Raw genomic sequence first — 14499 nt, forward strand, 5'->3', positions numbered from 1 at the left:
GTTGCCCTTAGGTCTTCTACGCCAGCAGAATCCCGAGGTGTGAGCGGCACAACGCCTACGAGGTGATGTCCTTGCGGGTGAACCGCCAGAACGCGAGCGACCAGAACAGCGTGGCGTAGCAGATCGCCGCGATCGCGCCCTTGACCAGGTCATCCACCTGCGGTGGGGTGGACAGCAGGCCGAGCCAGGCGTCGCTGTAGTGGGTCGGCAGCAGGTTCCGCACGCTGCCGAGCGCGGTGATCTGGTCGAGGATGCTGGACAGGATCCAGAGCAGCACCGCGCCGCCGACCGCGCCCAGCGCCGCGTCGGTCAGCACCGACAGCAGGAAGGCCAGACCGGCCACCACCAGCATGATGATCGCCAGATAGGCGACGATGCCGAGCAGCCGCAGAAGGCCCTGACCAGGCGGAATGGCGGCGGCCACGGTGCTGCCCAGTGGGTGCCAGCCATAGCGCAGGGTGCCGATCAGCAGCCCGGTCGAGGCCAGGGTCAGCAGCGCCACCAGCGAATAACCGAGCGCTACCACCAGCTTCACCGCGAGTAGCCGAACGCGCGGCACCGGGATGGCCAGCAGATAGCGCAAACTCCCCCAACTCGCCTCGCTCGCCACCGGGTCGCCGCAGAACAGCGCCACCACGACCACCAGCAGGAAGCCGGCCGACACCGCGAGGCAGAACAGCGCGAAGTTCAAGCCGCCCGAGGTGGCCAGGTCGACAAGGCTGCCGAACGCGCCACCACCGTTGCCGTCGTCGTCGTTGCCGCCCCCGAACTCGAAGGCGACCAGGATGATGATCGGAAGCAAAACCATGAAACCCAGGGCCAATTGGGTACGCCGTCGCGACGCCTGCCGCCGCACCTCGGCCCAGATCGGCAACGTCGCCGAAGGTCGATACCCGGTAACCGCGCTCATCGGTCTCCACTCCCCCGCGAGTTGTCCCCGACCAGGGCGAGGAACGCATCTTCCAGGCGCCGTCGCGGCACCACCCGATCCACGTCGACACCGGCCCGCACCAGCGAGGCCACCACCTCGGACCGGGGCGTGCCGTTCATGTCCACGATCAGGCCGGACGGCCCGTCCGGAAGCACCGACTTCACCCCGAGCGACGCCAGCACCGCGGACGCGGCCGGCACGTCGGAGACCTCGATCTGCACCGACGGCGACTCGCCGACGATGTCGTCGACCGGGCCGGACGCCACGATCCGGCCCTTGTTGACCACCACCGCGTGCGTGCAGGTCTGCTCCACCTCGGCGAGCAGGTGGCTGGAGACCAGCACCGCCCGGCCGTCGGTGGCGTAGCGCTTGAGCACCCGGCGCATCTCGGCGATCTGCGGCGGATCCAGGCCGTCGGTCGGCTCGTCCAGCACCAGCAGCTCGGGCAGGCCGAGCATGGCCTGCGCGATGGCCAGCCGCTGCCGCATGCCGTGGCTGTACTTCTTGGTCTTGCGATGCACCGAGTCGCCCAGGCCGGCGATCCGCAGCGCCTCGTCGAAGTGCGCGTCCGCCTCCGGCCGGCCGGAGGCCCGCCAATAGGCGCGAAGGTTCTCGTAGCCGCTCAGGTGCGGCAGGAAGCCCGGCCCCTCGACCAGCGCACCCACCCGGGACAGGATCGGCGCGCCCGGCATCAGCCGGTGGCCGAAGACCAGCGCGTCGCCGCCGGTCGGCATGGTCAGGCCCATCAGCACCCGCAGCGTGGTGGTCTTGCCCGCCCCGTTCGGCCCGAGCAGGCCGACGACCTGCCCGCGCTGCACGGTGAAGCTGACCTCCTCGACGGCGACGAACCCATCCGCGTACGCCTTGCGCAGCTCCCGGACCACCAGCGGCGTCTCGGCGTACTCCTCGATGACCTCGTCGTGCCGGCGCCGCCGCAGGCCGCGCCGCACGAGCAGGACCACCGCGAGCCCCAGCGCGATCACCACGAGCAGGCCACCGAGCACCCAGCGCCACACGGTCTGCGGGTTGGCGATCGGCGTGCCCACCACCGTCGGCAGGGTCAGCGTGGAGCCGGCCGCCACGGTGTAGGTGACCGGCTTCGCCGGAGTGAGGAACGCCTGGTCACTGGTGGCGACGACGATCCGGACGGTGTGCCCGGAGTCGATCCGGCGGACGATCGCCGGCAGCGTCACGGTGACCGGCTGGGCCTGCTCGATCGAGGTGGGCAGGCCGGTGAGCCGGACCGGCGCGACCAGGCCCGCGCTGAGCGTCTCGGCACCCGATTCGTCGACGTCGTAGAGCTTCACGAAGACGGTGGCCTCGCCGGTCGGTGAGGCCGCGCGCAGCTGGATCGACGGCGCGCCGGCCACCTCGATCGCGCCGGTCACCGGGGTGGATTCGAAGGTCGCGTACTGCCCCGGGATGTCAGCCGCGACGCCGCCGAGCAGCTCGCTGAGGCGTCCGCCGGTGCCCGGCAGCGAGGAGAGGGCGGCCGGGTTGCCGTTCGGCGGATTCGCGATCGGCTGCGCCGAGCCCTCCAGCGAGACCTGGGTGCTTCCGGTTCCGCTCAGGCTTGGGTACGCCTCCGTCGAGTACCCGTTGGTCACCAGGCCCCGGTCCAGCGCGCTGAAGCCGGCCACCCGCGAATAGGTGAAGCTGTCCGACGGCGCGTCACCCTCGCCCTTCAGGTAGTGGTCGAGCCACTGCACGGTCAGGTATTTCACCCGGTCCTGGTCGGTCTGCGGCCCGGCGCCACCGTCGTGGCCGCCGGTGAACCAGGCGACCCGCACCGGCGTACCGGTCGCGGCGATGCCCTTGGCGTTCGCGTCCGCCTCGGAGAGCGGGAAGAGCGTGTCCACCTCGCCCTGGATCAGCAGCGTCGGCGCCTTGATCTTGCTGAGCACGGTGGCCGGGCTCGACTTGCGGAGCAGGTCCAGGGTCGCCTGGTCGGCGGTGCCGGTGGTGGCCAGCGAGAGGTAGGCCGCACAGACGTCGGCCGCGAACCGCCCGCAGGCCGGGTCCTCGTTCTTCTGCACCGGCTGGTCCGGGAGCAGCGAGGCGGCGCCGTTGCCGAAGTAGAGGCCGGCCCAGCCCTTCTTGAAGACGCCGGTCGCGGTGGTGTCCGCCGACTGCTGCAGGAACACCTTGGTCAGGTCGTTCCAGGTGATCGACGGGACGATCGTGTCGACCCGGGCATCCTGGCCGGCCAGCAGCAGCGCCAGCGCGCCGCCGTAGGACCCGCCGACCACAGCCACCCGCGGGTCGCCGGTCGCGTCCAGCTGGATCTCCGGCCGGGCGGCCAGCCAGTCGAGCAGGCCCTGCGCGTCCCGGACCTCGTAGTCGGGGCTGTCCAGGTGGATCTGGCCGCCGCTGCGCCCGAAGCCCTGCGCGGTCCAGGTCAGCACCGCGTACCCGCGGTCGGCCAGCTCTTCGGCGTTGTCGCTCACCGAGTCCTTGGTGCCGCCGAAGCCGTGCGCGAGCAGCACCGCCGGCACCTTCCCGGAGCGGTCGCGGGGCAGGTAGAGGCGGGCGTCCAGGTCGACGCTCTCGGCGCCGGCCGGGCCGGTCTTGACGGTGATCTGCTCGTCGGCGCTGGTCCAGCCGGGGCGGTCGGGCCACACCGCCCAGCCGACCAGCGCCGCGACCAGGACGAGGACCACCGAGCCGGAGACGACGCGGCGGCGGGTAGGCCGGGGCAGCGCACGGCGCAGCCGGCTGGACAGTGACATGCGGCAAAGCTATCCGGCCGAATCTGAGCCACTGCTGTGAGCGGTCTCAGCGGGCGTGTCAGCGATAGCGTGGACCCACACATCTAGACGACAGGGGACATCTCGCGGTGGCCGATGAACTGACGCTGACCGTCACCACGCAGTCGGCGCCGCTGGACGCCCGGCGCGGCGTGGTGCGGCTCCACCCCGAGGTGATGGCCGCCCTGGAGATCAAACCCGGCGACCCGGTCGGCCTGACCGGCCGGCACACCACCGCCTGCCGGGCGATCCCCACCCGGACCGCCGACGCCAGCCGCGGGCTGCTCTACGCCGACGACCTGATCATCGGCAATCTCGGCCTGCGCGACGGCGGCCAGGTCACCCTGGTCAAGCTGCCGCTCGTGCACGCGCGCCGGGTCACGCTCAGCGGCCCGCCCGAGATCGCCGCCCTGGTCACGCCGGAGATGCTGCGGCTCGCCCTGCTCGGCAAGGTGGTCAGCACCGGCGACGACGTCTCACTGCTGCCGCAGGACGTCCTGCCCGGCGACCATCGCGCGCTCGTCGAGGCGGTCACCCCCAGTTTGAAGAACCGGCTGGGCTACAGCTTCACCAGCGCCCTGCTCAGCGTCACCGCCGTCGACGACACCGACGCCGCCCTGGTCAGCCCGGGCACGGTGGTCGGCTGGGCCGGCGGCCACTTCACCGCCGGCGGCACGACCAGCGCGGTGGCGGTGGCCGCGAGCTCGCCGGCGGCCACCGACCCCGAGGTGCCGCCGCCCAGCCTGGACGACCTGCCCGGGCTGCGCGCCCAGGCCAAGGAGCTGGAGGAGCTGCTCGACCTCGGCTTCCACCACGGCGAGGTGCTGGCCCGGCTCGGCACCAAGGTGTCGCTCGGCGTGCTGATCTCCGGGCCCTCCGGGTCGGGCAAGTCCGCCCTGGTCCGGGCGGTGGCCGCGCAGGTCGGCGCGCGGGTACTGACGGTCTGGGCGCCGTCGCTCGCGGCGCTCACCAACGACGCGGCCGCCACCCGGCTGCGGGCGCTGGCCCGGGAGGCGGTCGAGCCGGGGCCGGCCGTGCTGCTCTTCGCCGACGTCGAGGCGCTCGCCCCGCGCGACGAGCCGGGGCCCATCTCCACCGTCTTCCACCAGGTGATCGAGGAGGTCGTCCGGGCCGGGGTGGCGGTGGTCTGCACGACCGGCCGGCCCGAGTCGGTCGACCCGTCGCTGCGCTCGCCCGACCTGCTCGCCGTGCAACTGGCGGTGCCGCTGCCGGATGCGGCCATGCGGCGGGAACAGCTGGGTGTGCTCACTCGCGGCATGCCGCTTGCCGAGGACGTACGCCTGGATGAGGTCTCCACCCGTACACCCGGATTCGTTGCCGCTGATCTTGGAGCTCTCGCCCGCGAAGCGGGAGTCCGGGCCGCCCTGCGGCAGAAGGACGCCGAATCACCCACCGTGACCATGGCCGATTTCGAGGCCGCGCTCGACGTGGTGCGCCCGACCTCGATGGCCGAGTCGACGCTGGAGGTCGCGGCGGTCACCCTGGACGACGTCGGCGACCTGGTTGAGGTCAAGCAGGTGCTCACCGAATCGGTGCTGTGGCCGCTCACCTACCCGGACACGTTCGCCCGGCTCGGGGTGTCGCCGCCGCGTGGCGTGCTGCTCTACGGTCCGCCCGGCTGCGGCAAGACCTACCTGGTCAAGGCGATCGCCGGCACCGGGAAGGCGAACGTGCTCTCGGTCAAGGGGGCGGAGCTGCTCAGCAAGTGGGTGGGCGACAGCGAACGGGCGGTGCGGGAGCTGTTCCGGCGGGCCCGGGAGGCCGCGCCGACGCTGGTGTTCCTCGACGAGGTCGATGCGCTGGCGCCGACCCGCGGGCAGGCGACCGACGGCGGGACCACGGACCGGGTCGTGGCGGCGTTACTCACCGAGTTGGACGGCGTCGAGGACTTACGCAACGTAGTGGTCATCGGGGCGACCAACCGGCCCGATCTGATCGATCCGGCGCTGCTGCGGCCGGGGCGGCTGGAGCGGCTCGTCTACGTGCCGCCGCCGGACGGGACCGCGCGGGCCGCGATCCTGCGCGCGTCGTCGAAGGCGGTGCCGCTGGACAGGTCGGTCGATCTCGACGAGCTGGGGGCCGCGCTGGAGGGGTATTCAGCGGCCGACTGCGCGGCGCTGATCCGGGAGTCGGCGCTGGCGGCCATGCGGGATTCGCTGGAGGCGTCGACGGTCACCGCGGAGAACGTGGCGACCGCGCGCAAGCGGGTGCGGGCCTCGCTTGACCCGACGCAGGTGGCCTGGCTCGAGGCGTACGCCTCAACTCATCAGCCCGGCTGAAACCTATCGACGGCGCGTGCGTGCTCGGGTGGCCCGCAGCCGGCGGAGGCGGCCGACCAGAACCGGGTCGTGCTCGGTCGCCTCGGGCTTGTCCAGCAGGGTGTTGAGGACCTGGTAATAGCGGGTCGAGGAGAGCGCGAAGGTGTCCCGGATCGCCTGCTCCTTGGAGCCGGCGTGCTTCCACCAGCGGGCCTCGAACGCGAGGATGTCGCGCTCCCGCTCACTTAGCCCGTTGTCCGAAATTTCCGGCGTGACCGGCGCAGCAACCTCTTCGGCGGTCCGCGGGGCCGGAATGTGCTGGGTGGACTCCTCGGAAGGGTCCGCGGCGGCGGGCTGCATGGTGCTCCAAAGAAGAGGGCGAGGGGCCGCCCGCAGCATATGTTGCCGGCAGCCCCCGCGCATCGGCAGGCCGACGCTACCTCACGTTATGTCCCGCTTACGCATTGTCCACATAGCGGCCCCCACAACGAGGACCAGAATGGCGATGAGTCCGGTGCCCGCCATCTGCCAGGTCATCGTCAACGTGTCCGGCTGACAGCTGCCGGTCACGTCGTAGTTGCAGGCGTTGTAGTTCTCCGCGATGTACTGCTTGTTCATCCAGGCGATCACCCAGAAAGGCGCCAGATAGAGCTCGGGGAACTTGGCGTCGGCGATCTCCAGCACCGCGCCCACGCCGAACTGGAAGACCACGATCACGCCGATCGCCACGCCCAGCGCCATCGCGGTGTGCCGGCCCAGCGACGCCAGCCCGAACCCGAGTGCGCCCGCCGTCAGCACCAGGGCCAGCGCCCGCAGCTCCATCAGCCCGATCGACTGCCACACCCCCGACGTCATCCCGGCGGTGGTGCCGCGGGCCGAGGCGATCCCGTAGAAGGCGGCCGTCCAGAGCGCCGCCACCACCACGGTCAGCAGCGTCGCCCCGACCAGCAGGGCGGCCAGTTTGGTGGACAGCACCTGCAGCCGGCGCGGCCGCCAGAGCAGCAGGTTCATCATGCCGCCGCTGTTCCACTCGGCGCCGACGTAGGACGCGCCGACCACGAACGCCGCCAGCGCCAGCACCGCGGCCATCGTGGTCACCATGTCCCGGAAGCTCTCCTTCAGATTGAAGGTCGGCGGCATGTACCAGTCCGGGTTGAAGTCCGACTCGGACGGCGCGGCGATCTCGCAGTTCGGCGGGAACTCGTTGGCCCGCGACGTGCCCTGCACCGCCGCGCAGTCCTTCTTCATCTGCTCGGTGCCGGCCACCGACTGCTTGTAGTCGGCCTGCGCCTTCGCCGTCGCCTCGGCAATCTGGTCCGGCCCGGCCTTGTGGTTGGTGAGGAAGACCCCGGCCGCCACCGCCACCAGGATCAGCAGCGCGCCGACCGTGAAGAGCTTGGTGAACCGCCGCTTGACCAGCCGGCGCGTCTCCGCTTTGTACAGGCTCACTGACCCCACCCACCCTGCGCCGTCGCCGCCACCTGATCCACCTGACGGTTCTGCCCGTCGACCGGCGCGGTGCCGGTCAACTCCAGGAAGACGCTCTCCAGGTCGGCCGTGGTCGGGGTCAGCTCGCTGACGTAGATCTGCTGCTCGGCGAGGATCCGGGTGATCTGCGCCGGGTTGCCGGCGTTGCCGACCGTGAAGAAGTCGGTGCCGAGATCCACCTGGGCACCCTTGGCCCGCAGCAACTGGGCCGCGGTGAGCAGGTCGATGCCCGGCTCCAGCCGCACCCGCACCGACGACGACGCGTGGCTGGCCAGCACCTCGGCGACCGACCCGTGGGCCACCCGCCGCCCGGCCGCGATGATCGTCACCTGGTCGCAGATCAGCTGGATCTCGCCGAGGATGTGACTGGACAGCAGCACGGTCATGCCCGACTCGGACAGGTTGCGCATCAGCGTGCGCATCTCCCGGATGCCGCCCGGGTCGAGCCCGTTGGCCGGCTCGTCGAGAATCAGCAGTTTCGGCTCCTTGAGCAGCGCGGATGCCACCGCGAGTCGCTGCTTCATGCCCAGCGAGTAGGTGCGCACCCGCTCCTTGGCCCGGTCCCGCAGCCCGACCAGCTCCAGCACCGCGTCGACCCGCTCGCGCCGCACCCCGCCCGCGTCGGCGAGCAGCGACAGCGTGTCGTACGAGGTGAAGTTCCCGAAGAACTGCGGACTCTCCACGATCGCGCCGACCTGCCCGGCGACCGCCGGCAGATGCCGCGGCACCTCCTGCCCGAGAATGGCCATCCGGCCACCGTTGGGCCGGATGAGCCCGAGCAGCGTACGCAGGGTGGTGGTCTTCCCCGACCCATTGGGCCCGAGGAACCCGTGCACTTGCCCGGCCTCGACCACCATGTCGAAGCCATCAAGCGCCCGGCGCACACCTTTCCGGCTGCGATAAGTCTTCTGCAGCCCAGCAATCTCGAGTACGGCGTCCATGCCGCGAGACTCTAGGCAGCCTCGTCAATATCCACGACCCCGAAATGCCGAAATTTCCCGCCGTAGGTACTCATCGTCCACGTCGACCGCATCGACGATGTCCCTCAAACGTGCAGCCCAGGACGGGTACGCCCGCCAGTACTCGACCGGCACCCGCATCGTGGCGGCCAACAGATCCCCCGGATAGAAGTCGCCCTCCGCGAGCGGCTCCGCCGCCAGCAGATCGAGCACCATCGGCACGACCACATCGAGCCCGACCTGCTGCCCGACCAGCGTCCGGAGGTCCTCGACCGCAAGCTGACCGACCGGCCGCCGGCGCAATTCATGCACCGTCGCCACGAGCCGGGTGGCCCCCGCGGGCGGCTCCCCCCAGACGTCGCCCTCGATCTCCTCGAGCGACCGATCCACTGCTTCTCCCACTGCCATCAACCTCCGGCTCGGCGGACTGATGCTAACCACGCGGCACGAACTGCTCGGAGTGATCGAGGAGACGGCTGGCCTCCGACAGCTCCGACTCGTACGCCGCCCGGTCACCCGCCGCGGTCCGCGAGTCGCCCAGCAGCCGCTTGAGCTGGTCGATCCGCCGGACGAGTCCACGCTGGGCGTTGCGGACCTCGTCCACGTGGTCCCACGGCTGACCGCTCCGCTTGGTCGCGACCACCTCACCGTTCAGCTCCCGCCGCGCCGCGTCGAGATCGCGCTCGGTGAGATGTTCCTTCATGCGGTCCGTCTTGGTCGGCACCGACCGCGGCGGCGAACTCCCGCGCACCGGGGTGATCGCGTCGTCGCCGGTCGCATGCTGCATGAGCGACGTGGCGGCGACGCCGGTGAGCCCGACCCCGGCCACCAGCCCCGCCGTCGAGACGGCGCCGAGCGGCCCGCCGGCAACCACCCCCACACCGGTCGCGTCGAGCACGACCCCGGTGCCCTCGCCGCCCGCGCTGATCGCGGTGAGGGCAAGCCCGCCGACCATCGCCGCAGTGTTTCCCGGGTGGTGGATCATCGCGTTGCCGAACGACGCCAGCCCGTTGATCGCATTCCCACCGGCCCGCATCGCGAAGTCACCCACCCGGTCCAGCCAGCTCGGCTTCTCGGGCGCCGCGTCCGCCTCCTGGTTCAGAAAGCGCACCGCCGAGTCCCCCGCGGCCGAAACCTGCCGGCGGGCCAGCTCCAGGGTGTCCTGCGCGGCTTGGCGGCCATCCGCTGCGGTCTCCGCCTCATCCCACAGCCGGATCGCCTCGGCGGCCCGATTCTGCGCCCACTCCAGCGTCTGGGCATAGGTGATGAGGGCGTCGGCGGCGGTGTCGAGCGCGTTGGCCGCCGCATACCACCGGTTGGGCTCCTAACTGAACCTGTCCCGGAAGGTGTCAGCCGCCGGCCCGGTCCACGCTCCGGTGTCGATGCCGACCAGCCCGTCACCGGCGGTCTCCGCGTGCCCGGCTCTGGCCCGCAGAACGGTGGCGTTGTCCCGGACGGCGCCCGGATCGCCGGGAACGAGCGCACGTGGGTCGTGGGTCTGGCCGAGCTCAGCGAGTCAGGCGCAGATGACCTGGACTCCGGCCTCGCGGAAGGCGGCCACCGTGGCCGGTGGGGCGCCTTTGTCGGTCACCAGGGTCTCGACCTTGGCGATCGGGCAGATCCGGGCGAAAGCGTGGCCGCCCAGCTTTGACGAGTCGGCGATCACCACCACGCGCTTGGCCCGGGCGACCATCAGGCTGTTCATCGCGGCCTCGCCCTCGTGGTGGGACGCCGCGCCCAGCTCCACGTCCAGGGCGTCCACGCCGAGCAGGACTATGTCCAGCGTCACCTCGTTGAGCAGGGCGCCGCCCAGCGGACCGACCACCTCGAACGACTGGGGGCGGACCACGCCGCCGGCCACCACGATCTTCATGCGGGAGCGGACCAGCAGCTCGTTCGCGATGTTCAGGGCGTTCGTGACCACGGTCAGCTGGGAGCCCTCGCCGCCGGCGTTCAGGTCGGGGCGGACGGCCAGCGCCCGGGCGACCTCGGTCACCGTGGTGCCGCCGTTCAGGCCGACCACCGTGCCCGGCGTCACCAGGCCCGCGGCGGCCTCGCCGATGCGCTGCTTCTCGGCCGAGTGCTTGGCGCTCTTGTAGCGCAGCGGCAGGTCGTAGGACACGCCGTTGGCGACCGCGCCGCCCCTGGTCCTGGTGATCATCTGTTGCTGGGCCAGCTGGTCGAAGTCTCGTCGGATGGTGGCCTGGGACACGTCGAGGCGCTCGGCGGCGTCCTCGACGCTGACCCGGCCGCTCTCCGCCAGTACCTCGAGCAGGGCATTCCACCGCGCGTACCGGTCCACCAAGCACTCCCGATGCACGATTCGTGATAAGTGTGTGCACATTAGTGCGCGAAAGGCCGGGAAGCAAAGCTCGCCTGGTGCGCGGTCGGGGGATGACGGTTGCATCCGCGCCTCGCCTCCGCGCAGAATGTCGCTCGAAAGTGCCGGGAACCGCGCGCTTATGCGCAGCCGCGACGATGCGACCCACCCGACGAAGTGACCTGCCCATAGAGACCGAAGGGTGGCCCATGACGTACGTCAAGGTCGAGATCGCCAGCCAACCGGAGTGCTGGCGCCTTGCCGCGAAGCTCGCCGACTCACCGGGGTTGCCGGTGCGGGGCGAGCGGGTCGCGGTGGTCGGTTGCGGCACCTCGTGGTTCATGGCCAAGGCGTACGCGTCGCTGCGGGAGCAGGCCGGCCAGGGCGAGACCGACGCGTTCCAGGCCTCCGAGTTCCCGCCCAACCGCCGGTACGACCGGGTGGTCGCGATCACCCGCTCCGGCACCACGACCGAGGTCGTCGAGCTGCTGAGCACCCTGACGAACGCGACAGTCATCACCGCCGACGGCGGGCAGCCGGCCGCCGCGCTCGCCACCCACTCGATCGTGCTGGACTTCGCCGACGAGCAGTCGGTGGTGCAGACCCGCTTCGCCACCAGCGCCCTCGCGCTGCTCCGCGCCCACCTCGGCGAGGACATCGAGTCGGTCGCGGCGGACGCCGAGGTGGCCGTGCGCCTCCCGCTGCCGGTGCACCCGGCCCTGGCCGACCAGATCACCTTCCTGGGCCGCGGCTGGACCGTCGGCCTGGCCGAGGAGGCCGCGCTGAAGTGCCGCGAGGCGGCCGGCTTCTGGGCCGAGGCCTACCCGGCGATGGACTACCGGCACGGGCCGATCGCGATCGCCGGGCCGCGCCGGGTGGTGTGGGCGTTCGGCGAGATCCCGGCGGGCCTGCCCGACGACGTCGAGGCGACCGGCGCCTCGTTCGTGCACAGCAAGCACCACGGCGGGTACGCGGCGCTGGGCAGCTGGTGCGGCGGCCGCGCCCCGCTCGACCCGATGGCCGACCTGGTGCTGGCCCAGCGGGTGGCCATCCTGCTCGCCACCAGCCAGGGCCTCGACCCGGACCACCCGCGCAACCTGACCCGATCGGTAGTGCTGACATGAGCGGGCCCGTCGTCGTTGCGCTCGACGTCGGCGGAACCGGCATGAAGTGCGCGTTGGTCCGCCCGGACGGCACGGTCGTGCACGAGGAACGGCACCCGACGCTGGCGGCCCGCGGGCCGGAGGCGGTCACCGAGAACATCCTCGAGATCGCCGCCGGGCTGGCCGCGCGCGCCGAGAACCCGATCGCGGTCGGCATCGCCGTCCCGGGCGTGATCGACGAGGAGAACGGCGTCGCGGTCTGGTCGTCGAACGTGGGCTTCCGCGACGTACCCCTGCGAAAGCTGATCACCGACCGGCTGGGCCTGCCCGCCACGCTCGGCCACGACGTCCGGGTCGGCGGGATCGCCGAGGCCCGCCTCGGCGCCGGCCGGGGCGAACGGCACGTGCTGTTCGTGGCGATCGGCACCGGCATCGCGGCCGCCCTGGTGGTCGACGGGGTCGGCTACGGCGGCGCGCACGGTGCGGCCGGCGAGGTCGGGCACATCGTGGTGCGGCCGGGCGGCACGCCCTGCCCGTGCGGCTCGCGCGGCTGCCTGGAGGCGTCGGCGTCGGCGCGGGCGATCGGCCTGCGGTACGCCGAGCTGATCGGCGACCCGGAGGCGACGGCGTTCGACGTGGTGAGCCGGATCGACCAGGACCCGGTGGCGGCCCAGGTCTGGCACGAGGCGATCGACGCCCTGGCCGACGGCCTGCTCACCGCCCAGGCCCTCTACGACGTGAACGTCCTGGTCCTCGGCGGCGGCCTGGCCGAGGCCGGCGACACCCTGCTCGAACCGCTGCGGGCCGAGCTGACCCGGCGGATCACCTTCCACCGGATGCCACGGATCGCGAAGGCCGAACTCGGCGACACCGCCGGCTGCCGCGGCGCGGCCCTGCTGGCTCTCGATCATCTGGAGCGGGATTGACCCACATCAGCGGGCGGATCGTTCGTCCCGGCGCCGTCGTCCCCGGCCACCTGGTGCTCGACGGGCCGGTGATCCTGGAGGTCGCCGAGGACAACCGGGCCGGCGACGACATCATCGTGCCCGGCTTCGTCGACCTGCACTGCCACGGCGGCGGCGGGCACACGTTCACCACCGGCGACCCGGTCGAGGCCGGCCTGGCCGCCGCCTTCCACCTCGGGCACGGCACGACGACCATGCTGGCCAGCCTGGTCAGTTCCCCGTTCGACCTGATGCGCGACGCGGTGGCCGCCTATCTGCCGCTGGCCCGGGCCGGGGTGATCGCCGGGGTGCACTTCGAGGGGCCCTACCTCTCCGGGGCGCGCTGCGGCGCGCAGAACCCCGAGTTCCTCCGCGACCCGTCGGTCGAGGAGTTGTCCGCGCTGGTCAAGCTGGGCGAGGGCACGGTACGGATGGTGAGCATCGCCCCCGAGCTGCCGGGCGCGCTGGACGCCATCGCCTTCCTCCGCGAGCACGGGGTGGTCGCGGCGATCGGGCACACCGATGCCTCGTACGCGGAAACTCAGGCCGGCGTCGCCGCCGGCGCGACCGTCGGCACCCACCTGTTCAACGGCATGCGCCCGTTGCACCACCGTGAGCCGGGCCCGGTGGTCGGCCTGCTCTCCTCGACCGCCGTCTGCGAGCTGATCGCCGACAACATCCACCTGCATCCGGGCATGCTCGCGTTCGCCGCCCGGAGCGCCGGACCGGACCGGACCGCCCTGGTCACCGACGCGATGGACGCCACCGGCATGCCGGACGGCACCTACGACCTGGGTGGCCAGGAGGTCATCGTGGCGGATCGGGTGGCGCGGCTGGCCCGCAACGGGTCGATCGCCGGCAGCACGCTGACCATGGACGTGGCGCTGCGCAACGCGGTGGCGGCCGGCATCTCGCTGCCGGACGCGGCGGCGATGGCGTCGACCACGCCGGCCCGGGTGCTGGGCCTGGCCGAGCAGACCGGCGCCCTGGAGGCGGGCCTGCGGGCCGACCTGGTGGTGCTCGACGCCGACCTGCGGGTCAAACGGGTGATGCGGTCCGGGACCTGGGTAGAGCCCACCAGCTGACCGGGATCCGCTCGATCAGCCGGGCCAGGAACAGCCCGAGCAGGGCGCCGGCCACCGAGTCGGTGACCCAGTGGAACCCGGTGTAGATCGTGGTGAGGAACAGGATCGCGACCGGCAGGACGCGTACGGCGAGGGTCTCCCACCGGCGCAGCGGCCGCCGCAGGATCGCGGCCAGGAGCAATGCCATCACCGCGTACCAGACCATCGAGTTGCCCATGTGGCCGGAGGGATAGCTCATCGCCTCGACGCCGCTCGCAGCCGGATTGTGCATGATCGCCTTGTCCGGCCCGTCGAAGCGGGGCGCCGCCCGGCCGGCCCAGATCTTCAGCGGCCCGATGGTGATGTAGGTCAGCACGAACGCGGCCGCGAACGGGATCAGCGCCCGCCACGACCGGGTGCGGTAGAACAGCACGCCGGTGAGGATGAGCCCGATCGGCATCAGCACCTGGCCGCCCTGGCCCAGGTAGTTGAAGACCCGGGCGGTCCAGTAGATCGGGGCCGGCTGGTGCGCGAACGACCAGTCGGCCACCCGCTGGTCGAAGGACAGCAGATGGCCGTGGAGCAGCGCGACGGTCAGCGCGACGAACGCCACCACCAGGGCAGCGTCGAACCACCAGCGCGTCTTGAAGGTCACCGCCCAACG

General features: G+C 71.7%; 13 protein-coding genes and 1 pseudogene. 4 read left to right on the forward strand and 10 right to left on the reverse strand.

Annotated features, from left to right (window positions below; translation table 11 throughout):
* Nucleotides 1-55: 55 nt before the first annotated feature.
* Together Adu01nite_RS05550 and Adu01nite_RS05555 are read right to left on the reverse strand one after the other, a co-directional pair.
* Entirely contained in the window at nucleotides 56-910 is an 855-nt protein-coding gene (locus Adu01nite_RS05550) for an ABC transporter permease (RefSeq protein WP_203725419.1), read from the reverse strand.
* Entirely contained in the window at nucleotides 907-3660 is a 2754-nt protein-coding gene (locus Adu01nite_RS05555) for an alpha/beta fold hydrolase (protein WP_203725420.1), read from the reverse strand. Before Adu01nite_RS05555 ends, Adu01nite_RS05550 begins: the two co-directional genes overlap by 4 nt.
* A 107-nt stretch (nucleotides 3661-3767) precedes the next feature.
* Here Adu01nite_RS05555 and Adu01nite_RS05560 point away from each other — a divergent pair, with 107 nt between their 5' ends.
* On the forward strand, nucleotides 3768-5978 hold the full coding sequence (locus Adu01nite_RS05560; protein ID WP_203725421.1) for an AAA family ATPase: 2211 nt from the start codon (nucleotides 3768-3770) through the stop codon (nucleotides 5976-5978).
* Nucleotides 5979-5981: 3 nt separating this feature from the next.
* Here Adu01nite_RS05560 and Adu01nite_RS05565 read toward each other — a convergent pair whose 3' ends face one another.
* The 7 genes and pseudogenes from Adu01nite_RS05565 to Adu01nite_RS05590 form a co-directional block, all read right to left on the reverse strand.
* Nucleotides 5982-6317, reverse strand: a complete 336-nt coding sequence (locus tag Adu01nite_RS05565; protein WP_203725422.1) for a DUF3263 domain-containing protein — start codon at nucleotides 6315-6317, stop codon at nucleotides 5982-5984.
* A gap of 81 nt (nucleotides 6318-6398) precedes the next feature.
* Nucleotides 6399-7406 (reverse strand): ABC transporter permease subunit, encoded by a 1008-nt coding sequence (locus Adu01nite_RS05570; protein ID WP_203725423.1) that lies wholly within the window; start codon nucleotides 7404-7406, stop codon nucleotides 6399-6401.
* The gene (locus Adu01nite_RS05575) at nucleotides 7403-8386 is read right to left on the reverse strand and encodes an ATP-binding cassette domain-containing protein (RefSeq protein WP_203725424.1); all 984 of its coding nucleotides are present in this window, start codon (nucleotides 8384-8386) and stop codon (nucleotides 7403-7405) included. Before Adu01nite_RS05575 ends, Adu01nite_RS05570 begins: the two co-directional genes overlap by 4 nt.
* Before the next feature lie 24 nt (nucleotides 8387-8410).
* Nucleotides 8411-8794, reverse strand: a complete 384-nt coding sequence (locus tag Adu01nite_RS05580) for a contact-dependent growth inhibition system immunity protein (RefSeq protein WP_239132156.1) — start codon at nucleotides 8792-8794, stop codon at nucleotides 8411-8413.
* 43 nt (nucleotides 8795-8837) lie between these two features.
* Nucleotides 8838-9515: a polymorphic toxin type 28 domain-containing protein gene (locus tag Adu01nite_RS05585; protein ID WP_203725426.1), complete on the reverse strand. Its 678-nt coding sequence runs from the start codon at nucleotides 9513-9515 to the stop codon at nucleotides 8838-8840.
* 84 nt (nucleotides 9516-9599) lie between these two features.
* Nucleotides 9600-9902: pseudogene (locus Adu01nite_RS48815) on the reverse strand (putative T7SS-secreted protein); the annotation flags it as partial.
* An 18-nt stretch (nucleotides 9903-9920) separates the two neighbouring features.
* Nucleotides 9921-10706, reverse strand: a complete 786-nt coding sequence (locus Adu01nite_RS05590; protein WP_203725427.1) for a DeoR/GlpR family DNA-binding transcription regulator — start codon at nucleotides 10704-10706, stop codon at nucleotides 9921-9923.
* Nucleotides 10707-10933: 227 nt separating this feature from the next.
* Here Adu01nite_RS05590 and Adu01nite_RS05595 point away from each other — a divergent pair, with 227 nt between their 5' ends.
* Genes Adu01nite_RS05595 through nagA form a run of 3 tightly spaced genes read left to right on the forward strand, consistent with a single transcriptional unit; the run spans nucleotide 10934 to nucleotide 13856 of the window.
* Nucleotides 10934-11848: an SIS domain-containing protein gene (locus Adu01nite_RS05595; RefSeq protein ID WP_203725428.1), complete on the forward strand. Its 915-nt coding sequence runs from the start codon at nucleotides 10934-10936 to the stop codon at nucleotides 11846-11848.
* Nucleotides 11845-12753, forward strand: a complete 909-nt coding sequence (locus Adu01nite_RS05600) for an ROK family protein (RefSeq protein WP_203725429.1) — start codon at nucleotides 11845-11847, stop codon at nucleotides 12751-12753. Before Adu01nite_RS05595 ends, Adu01nite_RS05600 begins: the two co-directional genes overlap by 4 nt.
* Nucleotides 12750-13856 (forward strand): N-acetylglucosamine-6-phosphate deacetylase, encoded by a 1107-nt coding sequence (nagA, locus tag Adu01nite_RS05605; protein WP_203725430.1) that lies wholly within the window; start codon nucleotides 12750-12752, stop codon nucleotides 13854-13856. The genes Adu01nite_RS05600 and nagA overlap by 4 nt, the downstream gene beginning before the upstream one ends.
* Here the strand turns inward: nagA and Adu01nite_RS05610 are convergent.
* Nucleotides 13810-14490, reverse strand: coding sequence for a phosphatase PAP2 family protein (locus Adu01nite_RS05610; RefSeq protein ID WP_203725431.1), 681 nt, complete (start codon nucleotides 14488-14490; stop codon nucleotides 13810-13812). The genes nagA and Adu01nite_RS05610 overlap by 47 nt on opposite strands.
* Nucleotides 14491-14499 lie beyond the last annotated feature (9 nt).

The organism is Paractinoplanes durhamensis (assembly GCF_016862175.1).
GTDB lineage: Bacteria > Actinomycetota > Actinomycetes > Mycobacteriales > Micromonosporaceae > Actinoplanes > Actinoplanes durhamensis.

What these genes read in the sequence shown, in the direction of transcription:
- Adu01nite_RS05565 (WP_203725422.1), bottom strand. Translation starts at nt 6,317, where the DNA reads ATGCAGCCCGCCGCCGCGGACCCTTCCGAGGAGTCCACCCAGCACATT.
- Adu01nite_RS05575 (WP_203725424.1), bottom strand. Translation starts at nt 8,386, where the DNA reads ATGGACGCCGTACTCGAGATTGCTGGGCTGCAGAAGACTTATCGCAGC.
- Adu01nite_RS05550 (WP_203725419.1), bottom strand. Translation starts at nt 910, where the DNA reads ATGAGCGCGGTTACCGGGTATCGACCTTCGGCGACGTTGCCGATCTGG.
- Adu01nite_RS05600 (WP_203725429.1), top strand. Translation starts at nt 11,845, where the DNA reads ATGAGCGGGCCCGTCGTCGTTGCGCTCGACGTCGGCGGAACCGGCATG.
- Adu01nite_RS05595 (WP_203725428.1), top strand. Translation starts at nt 10,934, where the DNA reads ATGACGTACGTCAAGGTCGAGATCGCCAGCCAACCGGAGTGCTGGCGC.
- Adu01nite_RS05555 (WP_203725420.1), bottom strand. Translation starts at nt 3,660, where the DNA reads ATGTCACTGTCCAGCCGGCTGCGCCGTGCGCTGCCCCGGCCTACCCGC.